This is a genomic window from Marinovum sedimenti, assembly GCF_054052205.1.
The window spans coordinates 1,417,510-1,431,791 of sequence record NZ_CM133223.1 but is presented as its reverse complement, the minus strand read 5'-3'; the positions used below and the strand labels follow the sequence as shown (position 1 = coordinate 1,431,791).

The window sequence follows — 14,282 nt, the reverse complement described above, 5'->3', positions numbered from 1 at the left end:
TTTCAGAATACACGTTACTTTGCACCAAGGCGGTGAAAACTCCGTTAAAATTGATGTTAGAGAAAAAAGGACTCGCTTGTTTGACCCTTAAGGCTGAGGTTTAATCGCGCCATGACCAAAGCATTTTCCAGACGTCTGTTTATTGGCTCCGCCCTCGGCTTTTTCGCCGGGCAGGCGATGGGCGCGGGCCCGGCACGGTCGCTTCGACCGGTGGCACGGCCCGGCAGTACGATTCCGATCCCCAAAGTCTTTCCCGCCGCCGAAGAATTGGTGGCCAAGGCGCGGCTGTCCGGCGAGGTCAGCTATGCGGTGATGGACGTGACGAGCGGCCAGTTGCATGAGGCCGGACAGGCCGATCTGGGCCTGCCGCCGGCAAGCGTGGCCAAGGCGGTGACGGCGCTTTATGGGCTGGCGGCGCTTGGGGCCGATCACCGGTTTACCACTTCGGTGCATGCGGTGGGGACGGTGACCGACGGCGTTTTGAACGGCGATCTGGTGCTGGCGGGGGGCGGTGATCCGACGCTCGACACCGACCGTTTGGCCGATCTTGCCGCAAAGGTTAAGGCGGCGGGCATCACCGAAGTGCGCGGCGATTTCCTGGTCTGGGGCGGATTTTTGCCGTTTTCAGAAGGGATTGACGATCTTCAGCCCGAGCATGTGGGGTATAATCCGGCGGTGTCGGGGATTAACCTCAATTACAATCGCGTCCACTTTCAATGGAAGAAAGAGGGCAGCGCCTATGATGTGACGATGGATGCGCGCAGCGGCAAATACCGGCCGGATGTGGCCTTTGCCCGCATGGCGGTGATCGACCGTTCTTTGCCGGTTTACACATATGCGAGCAGCAATGGCCGGGATGATTGGACCGTAGCGCGGGGCGCGCTGGGCAATGGCGGCGCGCGGTGGTTGCCGGTGCGCAAGCCCGAGATTTACACTGGCGAAGTGTTCCAGATTTTGGCGCGCAGTCAGGGCATTGTGCTTAAGGCGCCCAAGGTTATCACGGCTGCGCCGGGGGGCAGCGTCGTGGCGCAGGTGGACAGCGAGGTTCTGTCAACGATTTTGAAAGATATGCTGCTGTACTCTACGAATCTGACCGCTGAAGTGGTCGGTATGTCAGCGACGCGGGCGCGCACGGGCGGGGCAGACAGCCTTGCAGGGTCGGCGCGTGCGATGACCGATTGGGTGCGGGCGGAATATGGGTTGAGTGACGGGGTCACTTTTGTTGATCACTCGGGTTTGGGTGAGCTGAGCCGGATGACGGCCGGCGATATGGTGCTGATCTTGCGGGGCGCGCGTGTGGCGGGGCCTTTGCGGGAGTTGATGAAACCGATTCCAATGCGGGACGAAAGCCGCAAGATTGTGGAGGATCATCCGGTTGAGGTGGATGCAAAGACCGGAACGTTGAATTTTGTCTCGGCTTTGGCGGGATATAGCACGGCGATCGACGGCAGCGAGATGGCCTTTGCGATATTCACCGCCGACAGCGCGCGGCGCGATGCGCTGTCGAAAGAGGAACGCGAGCGGCCCGAAGGCGGGCGGGAATGGAACGTGCGGTCCCGCAAGCTGCAACAGCGGTTGTTGCAGCGTTGGGGGCAGGCCTTTGCCAACAGCTAGGCGGAGAGGTGTCTTGCGCGGGCCCCGCGTTCGATGGCTGCGGCATGCAGGCGGTCGATGTTGAGCTCGTAGCGGATTTCTTCGAGTAGGCGCAGCTCTTCTTCGTGCAGGGTGCCATCGGCGGCGGCGACATCGCAGGCCAGCGCATAGGCGGTTTCGAACAGGCGCTCCGGCAGATTGTCGCGGACCAGGCCAAAGAGGGCATCGAGGCCGTCTTCCTGTTCGAACAGGTCAAAGACGGTCTGGGCGATCACGTTCATCCGGTCGATATCGTAGTCGGCAAAGATTGGCAGGTTGTTCACCGCGCTTTCGATCTTGATCAGTTCGGCGGTGCGCAGATTTTCGTCTGAGGCCGATACGGCGATCATCAGCACGACAAGGCAGTCCTGCGGGCTGAGCGAATGGGGAATATCATTGGTCATTGTGGTCTCCTGTTGCAGTGCAGAATATTGACCCCGAGGCCCGCCCGCAATAGGGAGGGCGAGCTTGCGCGCATCGGGCGCGCGGGCTTACCGGAGAATTCTGATATGTCTGACCTGCGCGACGCCGCCCTTGTCTCGAAAGCCTGGCCTTTTGAAGAAGCGCGTCGCTTGCTCAAACGGTTTCAGAAAACACCGCCCGAAAAGGGCTATGTGCTGTTTGAAACCGGCTATGGCCCATCGGGTTTGCCGCATCTTGGCACCTTTGGCGAGGTGCTGCGCACCACAATGATCCGCCGGGCGTTCGAAGTGATTTCGGATATTCCGACGCGGCTGATTTGCTTTTCCGACGATCTTGACGGGATGCGCAAGGTGCCGGGCAACGTGCCCAATCGCGAAGAGCTGGCCACGCATTTGCAAAAGCCGCTGACCTCGGTGCCTGATCCATTTGGCACGCATGACAGCTTTGGCGACCATAACAATGCGATGCTGCGCCGGTTCCTTGATACCTTTGGGTTCGAGTACGAATTTTACTCCGCAACCGAATTTTACCGCACGGGCCAGTTTGATGAGGTGCTTTTGCGCGCCTGCGAGAAGTATGACGACGTGATGGCGGTGATGCTGAAAAGCCTGCGCGAGGAGCGGCGGCAGACCTATTCGATTTTCCTGCCGATCCATCCGGACACCGGGCGGGTGCTGTATGTGCCGATGAAACATGTCGATGCGGCTAAGGGTGAGATCACCTTTGACGACGAAGATGGCCGCGAATGGACGCTGCCGGTGACGGGCGGCAATGTGAAATTGCAGTGGAAGCCCGATTTCGGCGCGCGCTGGGCGGCGCTGGGCGTGGATTTCGAGATGTACGGCAAGGATCATTCGACCAATACGCCGATTTACGACCGGATTTGCTCGATCTTGGGGCAGCGTCCGCCGGAGCATTTCACCTATGAGCTGTTCCTGGACGACAAGGGCCAGAAGATTTCGAAGTCGTCGGGCAACGGGATTTCGATTGATGAATGGCTGAGCTATGCCTCGGCGGAATCGCTGAGCTATTTCATGTATCTCAAGCCGAAAACCGCAAAGCGGATGTATTTCGACGTGATTCCCAAGGCGGTGGACGAGTATCACCAGCAATTGCGGGCTTATGCGACGCAGGACACGGCCGCGCGGCTGAACAACCCGGTGTTTCACATCCACGGCGGCGATGTGCCGGCTTCGGATATGGTGGTGCCGTTTTCGATGCTGCTTAATCTGGCCAGCGCGTCGAGCGCCGACGACAAGGAAACGCTATGGGGCTTTATCAACAAATACGCTCCGGATGCCACCGCTGAGACCCATCCGGGCATGGATGCCTCGGCCGGTCATGCGGTGCGCTATTTTCAGGATTTCGTGAAGCCGGCCAAGGTGTTCCGTGCGCCGAGCGATCAGGAACGTGCCGCGCTGGAGGATCTGGCGAAGGCGCTGCGCGATGGCGATTATGCGCGGGATCTGATTGGGCGCAAGAATGCGATCGTGGGCAATGACGAGCCGCTGCCGGAGGTGGATTTCGCCGATGAGGAGTTCCTGCAATCCATCGTGTTCGCGGTGGGCAAGGTGCATGAAATCGAGCCGCTGCGCGATTGGTTCAAGACAATTTATGAGGTGCTTTTGGGGGCAAGCCAGGGGCCGCGCTTTGGCGGGTTCATCGCACTTTATGGCGTCGACGAAACTGTGGCACTGATCGAGCAGGGCTTGGCCGGCAAGTTGGGCTAGGCGCGTCTGCGGGGCACGACCAATTTGACGGGGGGCTGTCGCGGGCTAGGTGATAGGCGGTCTTTCCTTTTGGAGTGTCCCGTTATGTTTCGATTTGTAATGGTCGCCTGCGCTGTAGTGCTGATGGCGTTTCCCGCGTTGGGGCAGGAGGCGCAGCCGAAGAACCCAGATATTGAAGCGGTGATTGGCAATCAGCTTGACGCGTTTGAGGCCAATGATGTGGCGCGCGCGTTTACCTTCGCCAGCCCGACGATCAAGGGCATCTTCGGGACGGCCGAGAACTTTGGTGTGATGGTCCAGCGCGGCTATCCGATGGTCATGGCACCGGGCGCGGTAACCTATCTTGATCTGGCCGATATCGGCGGCGACCTGTGGCAGCGGGTCGAGATCATTGATCAGGCGGGCAAGCGACACTACCTCGGCTATAAGATGGAAGCGGGCGACGGCGGTTGGACCATCGGGGGCGTTCAGTTTCTTCCTGCGCCGGATGTTGCGGTCTGACGCGGGGCCGATCTGTTGACAGATCGGGGCTGATCCATTGATGGATCAGGGTGTTTGTGGCGAAGTTTGGGTGACTTGGTGCGCGGGGGCCGATCTGTTGACAGATTGGGGCTGATCCATTGATGGATCAGGGTGTTTGTGGCGAAGTTTGCGCGGCTTGGTGTGCGGGGGCCGATCTGTTGACAGATCGGGACTGATCCATTGATGGATCAGGGTGGCTGTTGGGGTGTTGCGCGGGGTGCGCGCGGTGATCTCAGACTGAATTAAGATTAAATTGATACCTCTTTCCCAATCGGCGGGCCTCACGTCCGCCATGGCGCATGACGCGCGCGATGTGGGAAAGGGATCTTCATGAACAAAGCGATTACCGAGGGCGTGGTTTTCATGCCGACGCCATTCGCCAGTGGCCTTGATGTCTGGTCAAGCCAGAACGGGCGTCCGGGCGATGACACCTATGATGGCGCTGCCAACGCCGCTTTTGTGCCGGCGGATCAGGACTTTGGCGGCTGTCTCGAACTTCAGAAAACCGCGTCGGTGCAGAAGCTGCGCTATATGGGCGAAACGCCAATGCTTCCGGGCTGTTACCTGCGGGTGTCCGCGCGGGTCAAGGCGGTGGCGGGCAACCTGCCTGATGTGCGGATCGCTGGATATCCGGCGCTGGTTAATGGCACGGCCGCCGGTGGGGTGCCCCTTGCCGGGCCGTCGGTCAGCCTCAATTCCTATGGCGATGTGCTGGAAGTTTCGGCGATCATCGGGCCGGGCAACCGGGGCGGGGTGGATATGATCTGGGGCACGGCGCCGGTTTTTGCCCATTTCGGGCTGGACCTGACCGGAGCCAATGGCGGCATTGTGCGGATTGATGATCTGGTGTTTGAAGACATCACCAGTGTCTTTTTGGGCGAACAATTGGCCACGGTGGATGTGCGCGATTATGGCGCGCTCGGCGATGGCACGACCGATGACAGCGCCGCGTTCGAGGCGGCGGACACGGCCGCCGATGGGCGCGAGGTTCTGGTGTCGGACGGCACCTATCTTTTGGCCAATGACGTCACGATCAATTCGCGGATCCGCTTTGAAGGCACTGTTACGATGCCGGTGGCCGCGATCCTGTCGCTGACGCGGAACTTTGATCTTGGCACCTATATCGATGCGTTTGGCGACGAAGAGACCGCGTTCAAAAAGGCGTTTCAGTCGTTGCTCAACAATGCCGACCACGAAAGCCTGGATATGGGCGGCCGGCGGGTTTCGATTTCGGGGCCGATGGACATGCAGGCCATCGTCAACAACAAAACCGATTATGCCCAGCGCCGCCATATTGCCAACGGTCAGTTCTATGCCACCGGCGATACGGTTTGGGATCCGGATGTCTTTACCTCGCAGGCGACCTATGCCGCGAATGCCGATACCACGCTGACCAATGTGACCAATGTTGCCAATATTCCGGTGGGATCACTGATCACTGGCAATGGTGTGGCGCGCGAAACCTATGTGCGGGGCAAGAATGTTTCGGCGGGGGAAATCATCCTGTCGCAGCCGATGGGCGCGGCGACGGGGACGCAGGTGCTTACCTTTACCCGGTTCAAATACATGCTTGATTTCAGTGGCTTCGAGAAGCTGACCAGCTTTTCGTTCTCGGATATCGAGTTTCAGTGCAACAACAAGGCAAGTGCGCTGATGCTGGCCAAGACCGGCACGGTGTTTCAGGTGCGCGATTGCTATTTCACCCGGCCCAAGTATCGCGGGATCACCTCGATTGGCTATGGCTGTCAGGGGATGTTGGTCGATCGTTGTCAGTTTTTGTCTTCGGAAGGCAGCGTTCCGGCGCAGAGCCGGGTGTCGATTGCGATCAATGCCAACGCCAATGACGTTAAGCTGCGCAACAACCGGGCGAGCCAGTTCCGGCATTTCTGTATGCTGAGCGGGTCGAATTCGGTGGTGCAGGGCAACCACTTTTTCCAAGGCGATGGCCAGCCCAATGGGGTGCGTCTGGCCGGTCTGATCTTTGCGCTGCGATCGTGTAACGCGACGGTGGTGGGCAATTACGTCGACAATTGCTTTATCGAATGGACCAACGAGCGCGAGGTTGCGCCGGATTTTGTGGGCGGTTTTGGCTTTGCCGGGCTGTCGATCACCAACAATGTGTTCCTGTGTGGCGAGGTGATTGCGTCGTTTGCCTGGATCGTGGTCAAGCCGTATGGCACCGGGCACTTCTTTAACGGGCTCAATGTGACCGGCAATCTGTTTCGCGGTGTGGGCACGGTGATTCAGCAGGCCGAGAATGTGGATACCAGCTTTGCCGATCTGAACTACAGCAACATGAAGAATGTGTATTTCGCCAACAACACCTTCAACAACGTGCTGAAAACGACGGAAAATCCCTGTGTGGTCGAGCATAATCAGGGCACGGAGGCGTCGACCTGGCAGGTGCCGGGGTCGGATGTTTTGGCCTTTGGGGGTGAGGCACGCAAGGTCGAGGCTTTGGTGGCGACCGACAAGATCGCCAACAGCTCGAATGTAGCGCAATGGGCGATGCCTTATACCAAGGTCGGGCAGGGGCCGAACAACGACCGGATTGATATTTTCTGGCCGTCGGCGGTGCGTGGCAAGGTGAGCGTGACCATGCGTATGGACGCCTGATCGGGTTGGTTTGAAATGGGCCGCGGCATTTGGGTGCCGCGGCCCTTTTTCGTTTAGCGCACGCGCAGGAAGCGGGCGGACATCCAGCCGGTGGCGTCGCCCGCGTTTACCTGCCACCAGACATCGTTGGAGCGGCGGCACTCGGCGGCGGCTTGGAAATCGGCGGCGCTGAGGCCGTCGCGGGTGGCGTGATCACAGGCGAGGCGGCAGCTGTCGGACGAGATGAAATAGGCGGTTTCGTCGTCGGCGGCGGGGGTGACGATGGCGTCTTTGGCGGCCTCGGCCACGACTTCGGCGTCAAACCCCGGAGCGGTTCGGAGGGTGGCGAATTCGTTGACGTTGAACACCTGATAGCGCTTGGCCCCCGGACCACAGAGCGCGCCTGCGGCCACTGGTGGCAGCTCTTCGCCGTCGCCTACCAGATCGGGCAGTTTGGTTGCGGCGGGAAAAATCGCGATTGGCAGGAAGAAGGTAAACGGGCCAATGGCCTGTTCCAGCAGGCTTTCGATTTCGGCCTCGGTGGGGGGGGCGTCGGTTGGGGCATCGCTTTGGCCGTTCCACGCCGCCTGTTGCAGGACGCGCGCGGACACGCCGCCTTCGCCGTTGCGGGGCTGGAACCAGCGCACTTCGCAGACCGTCCAATAGAGATCGCCCTCGGAGTGATAGCCGGTGAGCCATGCGCCGCGCCGCGCGCCGGTGTCGGCGGGCGAAAGCGTCATGCCGGCGACCGATTGGAATCGGCGGGTGCTTTCGGGGCGCTCAAAATGTTCGGGGCGCATCTCGGGATCGATTCGTTCGCAGATTTCGCGCAGCTGGGTCTGGCTCATTTCTTCGGGCAGGGGGCGCAGGCCCTCAACCCGGATATTGGCGTCAATCGTGCGGCCGACGGTATCGATGTAGAGGATTTCGCCCGCGGGCACGGCAAAGACTTCGAGGGCGAATTTGCCGCTGATGCCGAGTTGGTCAAGCTTGCCAAAGAACGCGCCGGCGGCCTGCATCGCGGTGTCGAAGGCCGCGCGCACCTTCTCTTCGGTGAACTCATCCGAGGGCACATCAAGCCGGGGCGGGTGGAAGCCGAGCACGGCATTGGCATGGATCGAGCGGTCAACAGTGCGGACCACGGCGTCTTCGAAGCGCAGGCTGGTGCCGCCAAGGAAGGCGAGGCCACAGGCGCTTAGGCAGGAATCGCCGTCTGCGACGTGGGTGGTGACGCCGATGTCGCGCAGGTATTCCGCGATGGCGATGCCTTCGAGGAAGTCGCCGCCGGGGCTGTTGAGGCAAAGGCGCGGGGCGGTGAAATACTGCGCGCCCTCGGTGCCGCCGGGCAGGATCCGCTTGAGTTTGGCCAGGTCGCCGGGGGCGATGATGCCGTCGGCGCGGGCGCTACAGCCTTCGGGATGGGCATTGAGCAAGCGGATGTCAAAGGCGGTGGCGGAGCGAGGCCCCCAAGCCACCGCGATGGCAATCACCACGGCGAGAAGTGCGAAAATGCGCGCGCTGCGACGGTCAGGCATGATGTTCTCCCGAGTGACAATCCGCAGCAGTCTAAACCTTTGGAGGCGCGACGTAAATCGTGTCTCGTTGTTCAAAATTCACGCCAGAGTCCGAGTTTGAGGCCAAGTTTATGCTCGATCGGCCCGGTTGCGTGCAGATCCACAAGCAGGCCGGTCTGGATTTTAAGCTTGCGCCCGACCGGCACGACAAGGCTGGGCGCGAAGGTGGTGTAGGGGGAGTCGCCGACCTGGGTATGGAAGACTTGCGCCATTGATTTCAGGCCGTTGGCGTGGGTCAGGCCGAGGGTGAGATCGAGTTTGCTGTGCTTGATGTGTTCGGCGGCGGGGCCGTGGCCCTGAACGATGCGGGTGTCGAGGCCGAGCCAGCCGTCGTGACCGGCGAGCTGAAAACTGCGGCCATAGCTGGCGCCGAGGGAGGAATAGTGCAGGCCGCTGACCAGCCCGCCCGCATGTCCGGTGCTGGCCTCGACCGACAGAATATGCGCGCCGCGTTTCAGCACCGGCAGGCGCAGGAAGACGCGGGCATCGGGATAGGTGCCGGGGGTGTGGCCGACATCGAGGCCGATGGTGAGCGATTGGGTCAGGCCGTATTCGAGGTAGAGGTTGTTGAAAACCTTGATCTGCGTGTCGCCGTTGATGTCTTGATAGCCGCTGAATTCGGCGGCGCTGGCGGTGAACCAAGTGCCCTTTTCCCGCGACCATGCCCCGGCGTGGGCCACTGTTGGCAGGGCCGCCAGGGAAAGCAGTGTCAGGGCCATGGCCAGGATCAGGATTGCCGGTCGCACCATGCGCGGTTTTTCCCCTTTGTGGGTCTGCTTGCGGAGTCTGTGCTTGCCGGTCAAAGTGTGTCGGGAGATGGTAAACATGGCGTTAACATCCGTCCGCTGGCCAAGCCGGGGGCGAGCGAATATACAGCCGCGACACATGGCAGGACCGAATATGACCGACTTGACAGAACTGGCCCGACTGATCCGCGAAGACAGCGCCGCGCGCGGGCAGGCGATTTCGAAACTGGGCTATTTCTGCGCGCCGTTCCGCCCGGCCAGTGGCCCGCTGTCGGACCGGGTGATCAAGGTGTATCGCGCCTCGGGGGATAGGGCTTTGATGGCGCGGATGGCGCAGTGTCATGACGATTATGTTGCGGCGTTAACCACGACGGGCGTGCCGGTGCCGGCGACCGAGTTTCACCTGCTGCCCGAGGGCGATGTGCAGGTTCCGGTGATCGTGCAAGAGGCGCTGCCGGCCGAGACGATGATGCGGCCGCAGATGCAGGCGGCTTCGGTTTCGGATGCGATTGAGATGATGGAAGCGGCGGGGCAGGTGATTGCCCGGTTCTGGAACAACGCCGATCAGTTCGGCACGCGCATCGGCTTTCACCCCTCGATCCGCAATTTTTCTGTGGCCGAGGGGAGGGCCGTGTTTTTCGATACTTTCCCGCCACTTATCCACTATTCGCGCGAGGAAATGGGGCAGTTTTTGCTGCTGTTTTCGGAAAGTGCGCTGATGCGGGCGGTGGGGCCGGTGTTCAAAGGCCGGGTGACGGGCATTCAGGATGAGTGGTATTCCGCGCCGGAAACGCTTGTTGGGCTGGTCGGGTCGGCCTGTCGGTTGCGGCCCGATGATGGCGAGGCTTTCCTTGCCTGGGGGCGCGATTTCGTCAACCGCGAGATGCCGCGCTGGGCGGATGAAGCGCTGCCGGACTTGCAGCGCCCGCCGCGGCTTCCGGGGTATTGGACGGGGATGCGCAAGCTTCTGGGGCTTCAGGGCGAACCCAACGTTTGAAATTGGGCAAGTCGCTGGGAAAATAGGCTTTGTCTGGCGGATGCGCCGTGGCAGGGTGGGGCACAGGAGGAATTTCCATGCCCGAAATCAAGCGCGACGCCCAGCTTCAGACTGTGATCACCACCTTTGAGATGACCCCCGGCACCTGTCAGGATCTGCTGGATGCCTTGCAGGATGCGTACCAGAGTTTCATTTCGAAACAGAAGGGCTTTGTCGCCGCCGGGTTGCATGTGAATGACGCGCAGACCCGGATCGCGAATTATTCGCAATGGCAGAGCCGCGAGGATTTTCTGGCCATGTTACGCTCGCCCGAGATGCGCGAGCGCAATCGCAAGATCCACGACATGTGCCGCAGTTTCGAGCCGGTGATGTATGACGTGGCCGCGACGTTTGATTGAGGTGAACCGCTGATCTTGGAGAGCGATTTTCCCGGCGGTGCCTCGGCGCTTGCGCTGCGGGGCGGCCTGCCGGATGCGCTGCGGGTGCTGTTGCAGGACTATCCGCGCGACGGCTGGCAGGCGCACCCCGATTTTGGCGGCTTGGTGGCGTTTTGGCTCGACCGGCATCTGATGTTTCGCCGCTTGACCGCGGCACTTGAAACGGATGCGCGGGCGGTGATCGACGGCAACATGGACCGGCAGCAGTATGACCAGCGGCTCGGGCGCTATGGCGGTATGCTGCTTGATCAATTGCACGGCCATCATCAGATCGAGGACATGCATTACTTTCCGCAACTGGCGCAGATGGACGGGCGGTTACAACGTGGGTTTGACCTTCTGGATCAGGATCATCATGCGATGGACGGGCTGCTTTCGCGGTTTGCCGATGCTGCGAATGGTGTGTTGCGCGGGGGTGAGCCGGGCGGGTTTCATACGGAGTTACAGGGGTTTACCCGGTTGCTGGACCGGCATTTGGTGGATGAGGAAGAGCTTGTCGTGCCGGTGATTTTGAAACACGGGGCGCCGGATGTCGGCTAGGGCCTAGGCCAGGGGCGGGGTCGGGCGGGTCAGGATAAACCCGGCGACGCAGGCCAGAACGACGGCTTGGATGGCCAGCACTTTGGGGCTGAGGCCGAGGAGGGATCCCCCCAGCAGAACGACGGCCATCGAGGCCAGCGCTGCGATTTTGGCGCGCCGGGAAATGGCGCGGTATTCCTGCCAGTTGACGATGGGCGGGCCGAGCCTTGGGTGGGCGAGCAGCCAGCTGTGCAGGCGCGGCGATGAGCGGGCGAAACAGAAGGCGGCGAGCAGCAGGAAAACGGTTGTGGGCAGCAAGGGCAGGAAAATGCCGAGCACGCCCAACGCGATGGCGAGGAAACCGAGGACAATCCAGAAGGCGCGGGTGATGTGGAACAGGCTCATGGCCGGATACCTAGCACATTGTTGCAGGTTTGCCCGCGCGATTGGGGCGGGTTTACGCTCAATTTTCGCCCGCGTGGCGCGGGGGAGCCGTGCGTGCGCGGGTGTGGCGATCTGCACGCGCCTTGTGCATCGTGCCACGGTGGGGCGACTTGCGGGCGGTTTCGCAAAGTAAGGGCTGGCGAAGGGGCCTTGGCCGCGCTAGTTTTGCCCTATGTCAGATGATCTAGTTAACGAAATCAGGTCCTTGCGTAAGGAAATCGAGCGGCTCAACGGCCATCGGTTTTTTCGCATTCACGACAAGTTCTGGACCATGGTCTGGCACTCGTTGGCGCGCGGTTTGATGATGGGCCTTGGCACCGTCGTCGGGGCGACGCTGCTTTTGTCGGTTGTGGTTTGGACGCTGGCGCAGATCGAATTCATCCCGATTATCGGCGAATACGCGCGGCAGATTATTGATATCGTGCAGGACGTTGGCAACGAAATCAAAAATTGATCAGAAGCCCAGCCGCCTGAGCGGCCCGATCACCCGCCGGAACACAATGGGCGGCAGCATGTCTTGCAAAAGCTCGAGCCGGCGCACCTCTTTGTCGGCCTGATCGTGGGTGCCGGGGCGGGGGCGGAACAGCGTGGTGTGGCTGCGCTTGGTGTTGTCCCAAGTGGCGGTATAATAATACAGCGCCATCGACATGCGCGGCACGCCGTCCGGATGGTTTACCGTTTCGGGATTGCCGTGCCAGGTGTCGGAGCCGGTGTTGAAACAGCACATGCGGTTGTACTCGGGCACAAAGCTCGCGACCTTCACGCTCATGTCTTCATTCCAGATTTCGAATGATCCGCCGTAGTCGGCTTTCCAATCTTTGTTGAGGTAGATCAGGACGTTGAGCCGTCGTTCAAGGTTGAGCTTGGCGTTGTGATTGAAGTCGGCGTGGATGTCGAGATGGCCGCCATTGGCCACCACATGCACCCCGCCGCCAGCGAAATAGGGATCGGGGATCAGCCCATTTATGCCGGTCAACTCCTCAAGGTAGCGCACGAAGGGGCGGGCGTTCAGCGTGTAAAACAGCTGTCGGGTGTAGGGGGGCAGGCGTTCGGGGAGATAGGAGGTTTTCAGCTTTTCCTGTGGCCGGTTAAAGCTGCCTTCGGCTTCGGGCAGGGCCTTGAGCTCGGCGATCACCCGGTCGAGGATCTCTTCGGGGAGGAAGTTTTCAAAGCTGCCGTGGGGGTAGGGTTTGGTGCTGCGATACTGCTCGGAGGCGGCCTTGCCCGCGGCCTGCGCCGCTTTGGCATCCACGGCGAGCGTGTCGGGATTGATGGGAATGACGGCCATTTTCAACTCCTCGCATGCGTTCCTTAATGGATATTAGCGAAGTTTGGCGAAAATGAGGGGGATTTTAAGGAGAGTCCTGCGAGGTGTCGAAATCGACATGGATGTGGTTGCCGTCGGGATCATGCAGGTTGATCTGGGTCAGCGGGATGCCGGGCACCGGTTTGGCGACGTAGGGCACGTTGTTGCGCTCAAGGCGGGCGGTGAATTCGGCCATGCCTTTGGCGCGAAACGAGAAATGTTCCAGCGTGATGTCGCCGCCGGCCTGTGGCGGATGGTTAACGCCGACAAGGTGGACGACGGCGCGATCGCCGAGATAGAGCCATGCGCCGGGGAACGGAAAGGGGGGGCGCTTGCCAGAGGACAGGCCAAGCACCGCGTCGTACCATGCGATCATGGCCTCGAGATTGGCGGTGCGGACGTTAACGTGATCGAAACCTGTAAGCATATAGAGAGGGTAGCAGGGCTGCGGGGCAGGCGGTAGTGGCGTTGGATGGTGTGATGCGAAAAAACGGGCCGCGTGAGCGACCCGTTTGGAGATGTGGTAGTGTGTTGACTGGCCTGTCGGATTGACTGGCCTGTCTGGTTGATTGGGCGTGCGTTACGCGTGGACTTTGCCGCCACGCGGGCCCGCGATGAGCCAGGCGATAAAGCCAAGCACCGGCAGGGCGAGGATAACGAGCGTCCAGATCAGTTTGGACAGTGTCGATGCGCCCGACGAAAGCACCTGATAGATCGCGTAGATGTCGATCACGAGGATGATCAGGCCAAAAAGTCCGAATTCCATGTTACTTACTCCGGGGTTGTTTGCGTTTTGTGTTCTGAGCAGTCAACGCAGGACCCGGTGCAATTGTTCCCGTAAGTTTTTAGCTGCCGCCGTCGGTGCCTTCGGGCAGGGCCATGGCGAGACGGTGGATCGCTTCGATCTTGGTCAGCCCGTCTTCGCCTGCGGTGTCATAGACAAGGTGCACGCGGTCGCCGGCGATCAGGTCTTCGGGAAGGGTGATTTCGGACGGCAGGGACCAGATGGTTTTATCGGTCAGCACCAGCACGTTGGCCTGGCGGTCATAGGCGAGCACGAGGCCTTCGGTTTCGTCAGCGATGGCGGGGACGGCGGCCAGAATGGCCAGGGTTGCGGCGATCAGGGTGCGCATGGGCAATGTCTCGGGAGAGGAAAGCGCTCTCGGGGCATCATTGCCCGTGCAGCCGCCGGGCGGAGCCTCGCACCCGGATGAGTGGGAGATGGTGTGGCGCAGAGGGGCTGCAAGAGGGGGCGCGTGAATAATTTTCAGCGGCCTCGTGCCGCGAGGGGGGCGCATTGGAGCCGCGCGGTTTTGCGAAACTGTGTTATAAGTTTACCTAGGGTCAATTCAGGCCC

The 14,282-nt window shown here is 60.8% G+C and carries 16 protein-coding genes; 8 read left to right on the top strand and 8 right to left on the bottom strand.

Going from position 1 to position 14,282, the window contains the following annotated elements:
• Nucleotides 1–111 precede the first annotated feature (111 nt).
• Complete coding sequence (gene dacB / locus ACW9UO_RS06835; RefSeq protein WP_457088216.1) at nucleotides 112–1,614, top strand: D-alanyl-D-alanine carboxypeptidase/D-alanyl-D-alanine endopeptidase; 1,503 nt, start codon at nucleotides 112–114, stop codon at nucleotides 1,612–1,614.
• Here the strand turns inward: dacB and ACW9UO_RS06830 are convergent.
• The gene (locus ACW9UO_RS06830) at nucleotides 1,611–2,036 is read right to left on the bottom strand and encodes a tellurite resistance TerB family protein (protein ID WP_457088215.1); all 426 of its coding nucleotides are present in this window, start codon (nucleotides 2,034–2,036) and stop codon (nucleotides 1,611–1,613) included. The two genes, dacB and ACW9UO_RS06830, sit on opposite strands and share 4 nt — an antisense overlap.
• Before the next feature lie 105 nt (nucleotides 2,037–2,141).
• On the opposite strand from ACW9UO_RS06830, the gene ACW9UO_RS06825 reads away from it, so the two are divergent.
• The 3 genes from ACW9UO_RS06825 to ACW9UO_RS06815 all read left to right on the top strand — a co-directional run bounded on the left by ACW9UO_RS06825 (nucleotide 2,142) and on the right by ACW9UO_RS06815 (nucleotide 6,923).
• The gene (locus ACW9UO_RS06825) at nucleotides 2,142–3,785 is read left to right on the top strand and encodes a lysine--tRNA ligase (protein ID WP_457088214.1); all 1,644 of its coding nucleotides are present in this window, start codon (nucleotides 2,142–2,144) and stop codon (nucleotides 3,783–3,785) included.
• A gap of 84 nt (nucleotides 3,786–3,869) precedes the next feature.
• Nucleotides 3,870–4,286: a DUF4864 domain-containing protein gene (locus ACW9UO_RS06820; protein WP_457088213.1), complete on the top strand. Its 417-nt coding sequence runs from the start codon at nucleotides 3,870–3,872 to the stop codon at nucleotides 4,284–4,286.
• Between the two features lie 351 nt (nucleotides 4,287–4,637).
• Complete coding sequence (locus tag ACW9UO_RS06815; protein WP_457088212.1) at nucleotides 4,638–6,923, top strand: glycosyl hydrolase family 28-related protein; 2,286 nt, start codon at nucleotides 4,638–4,640, stop codon at nucleotides 6,921–6,923.
• 53 nt (nucleotides 6,924–6,976) lie between these two features.
• Here ACW9UO_RS06815 and ACW9UO_RS06810 read toward each other — a convergent pair whose 3' ends face one another.
• Together ACW9UO_RS06810 and ACW9UO_RS06805 are read right to left on the bottom strand one after the other, a co-directional pair.
• Nucleotides 6,977–8,437 carry a hypothetical protein gene (locus tag ACW9UO_RS06810; protein ID WP_457088211.1) on the bottom strand — a complete coding sequence of 487 codons (1,461 nt, stop codon included), beginning with the start codon at nucleotides 8,435–8,437 and terminating at the stop codon, nucleotides 6,977–6,979.
• 71 nt (nucleotides 8,438–8,508) lie between these two features.
• Entirely contained in the window at nucleotides 8,509–9,279 is a 771-nt protein-coding gene (locus ACW9UO_RS06805) for a hypothetical protein (protein WP_457088210.1), read from the bottom strand.
• Nucleotides 9,280–9,376: 97 nt separating this feature from the next.
• Between ACW9UO_RS06805 and ACW9UO_RS06800 the strand changes: the two genes are divergently transcribed.
• The 3 genes from ACW9UO_RS06800 (at nucleotide 9,377) to ACW9UO_RS06790 (ending at nucleotide 11,196) form a co-directional block, all read left to right on the top strand.
• On the top strand, nucleotides 9,377–10,219 hold the full coding sequence (locus ACW9UO_RS06800; protein WP_457088209.1) for a DUF6206 family protein: 843 nt from the start codon (nucleotides 9,377–9,379) through the stop codon (nucleotides 10,217–10,219).
• Nucleotides 10,220–10,296: 77 nt separating this feature from the next.
• A complete protein-coding gene (locus ACW9UO_RS06795; protein ID WP_457088208.1) occupies nucleotides 10,297–10,617 on the top strand; it encodes an antibiotic biosynthesis monooxygenase family protein in 321 nt (106 codons plus the stop codon).
• 15 nt (nucleotides 10,618–10,632) lie between these two features.
• Complete coding sequence (locus tag ACW9UO_RS06790; protein WP_457088207.1) at nucleotides 10,633–11,196, top strand: hemerythrin domain-containing protein; 564 nt, start codon at nucleotides 10,633–10,635, stop codon at nucleotides 11,194–11,196.
• Between the two features lie 3 nt (nucleotides 11,197–11,199).
• Here ACW9UO_RS06790 and ACW9UO_RS06785 read toward each other — a convergent pair whose 3' ends face one another.
• Nucleotides 11,200–11,580: a YbaN family protein gene (locus ACW9UO_RS06785; protein ID WP_457088206.1), complete on the bottom strand. Its 381-nt coding sequence runs from the start codon at nucleotides 11,578–11,580 to the stop codon at nucleotides 11,200–11,202.
• 211 nt (nucleotides 11,581–11,791) lie between these two features.
• Between ACW9UO_RS06785 and ACW9UO_RS06780 the strand changes: the two genes are divergently transcribed.
• Complete coding sequence (locus tag ACW9UO_RS06780; protein WP_457088205.1) at nucleotides 11,792–12,073, top strand: DUF5665 domain-containing protein; 282 nt, start codon at nucleotides 11,792–11,794, stop codon at nucleotides 12,071–12,073.
• Here ACW9UO_RS06780 and ACW9UO_RS06775 read toward each other — a convergent pair whose 3' ends face one another.
• The 4 genes from ACW9UO_RS06775 to ACW9UO_RS06760 form a co-directional block, all read right to left on the bottom strand.
• Nucleotides 12,074–12,907 (bottom strand): 2OG-Fe(II) oxygenase, encoded by an 834-nt coding sequence (locus ACW9UO_RS06775; RefSeq protein WP_457088204.1) that lies wholly within the window; start codon nucleotides 12,905–12,907, stop codon nucleotides 12,074–12,076.
• Nucleotides 12,908–12,971: 64 nt separating this feature from the next.
• The gene (locus ACW9UO_RS06770; RefSeq protein WP_457088203.1) at nucleotides 12,972–13,352 is read right to left on the bottom strand and encodes a VOC family protein; all 381 of its coding nucleotides are present in this window, start codon (nucleotides 13,350–13,352) and stop codon (nucleotides 12,972–12,974) included.
• Nucleotides 13,353–13,505: 153 nt separating this feature from the next.
• A complete protein-coding gene (locus tag ACW9UO_RS06765) occupies nucleotides 13,506–13,691 on the bottom strand; it encodes a PLDc N-terminal domain-containing protein (protein WP_457088202.1) in 186 nt (61 codons plus the stop codon).
• Nucleotides 13,692–13,770: 79 nt separating this feature from the next.
• A complete protein-coding gene (locus tag ACW9UO_RS06760; RefSeq protein ID WP_457088201.1) occupies nucleotides 13,771–14,058 on the bottom strand; it encodes a hypothetical protein in 288 nt (95 codons plus the stop codon).
• Nucleotides 14,059–14,282 lie beyond the last annotated feature (224 nt).

Bases quoted from the DNA above. Each gene is read 5' to 3' on its own strand.
- dacB (WP_457088216.1), top strand. From the start codon at position 112: ATGACCAAAGCATTTTCCAGACGTCTGTTTATTGGCTCCGCCCTCGGC.
- ACW9UO_RS06830 (WP_457088215.1), bottom strand. From the start codon at position 2,036: ATGACCAATGATATTCCCCATTCGCTCAGCCCGCAGGACTGCCTTGTC.
- ACW9UO_RS06825 (WP_457088214.1), top strand. From the start codon at position 2,142: ATGTCTGACCTGCGCGACGCCGCCCTTGTCTCGAAAGCCTGGCCTTTT.
- ACW9UO_RS06820 (WP_457088213.1), top strand. From the start codon at position 3,870: ATGTTTCGATTTGTAATGGTCGCCTGCGCTGTAGTGCTGATGGCGTTT.
- ACW9UO_RS06815 (WP_457088212.1), top strand. From the start codon at position 4,638: ATGAACAAAGCGATTACCGAGGGCGTGGTTTTCATGCCGACGCCATTC.
- ACW9UO_RS06810 (WP_457088211.1), bottom strand. From the start codon at position 8,437: ATGCCTGACCGTCGCAGCGCGCGCATTTTCGCACTTCTCGCCGTGGTG.
- ACW9UO_RS06800 (WP_457088209.1), top strand. From the start codon at position 9,377: ATGACCGACTTGACAGAACTGGCCCGACTGATCCGCGAAGACAGCGCC.
- ACW9UO_RS06795 (WP_457088208.1), top strand. From the start codon at position 10,297: ATGCCCGAAATCAAGCGCGACGCCCAGCTTCAGACTGTGATCACCACC.
- ACW9UO_RS06785 (WP_457088206.1), bottom strand. From the start codon at position 11,580: ATGAGCCTGTTCCACATCACCCGCGCCTTCTGGATTGTCCTCGGTTTC.
- ACW9UO_RS06780 (WP_457088205.1), top strand. From the start codon at position 11,792: ATGTCAGATGATCTAGTTAACGAAATCAGGTCCTTGCGTAAGGAAATC.
- ACW9UO_RS06775 (WP_457088204.1), bottom strand. From the start codon at position 12,907: ATGGCCGTCATTCCCATCAATCCCGACACGCTCGCCGTGGATGCCAAA.
- ACW9UO_RS06770 (WP_457088203.1), bottom strand. From the start codon at position 13,352: ATGCTTACAGGTTTCGATCACGTTAACGTCCGCACCGCCAATCTCGAG.
- ACW9UO_RS06765 (WP_457088202.1), bottom strand. From the start codon at position 13,691: ATGGAATTCGGACTTTTTGGCCTGATCATCCTCGTGATCGACATCTAC.
- ACW9UO_RS06760 (WP_457088201.1), bottom strand. From the start codon at position 14,058: ATGCGCACCCTGATCGCCGCAACCCTGGCCATTCTGGCCGCCGTCCCC.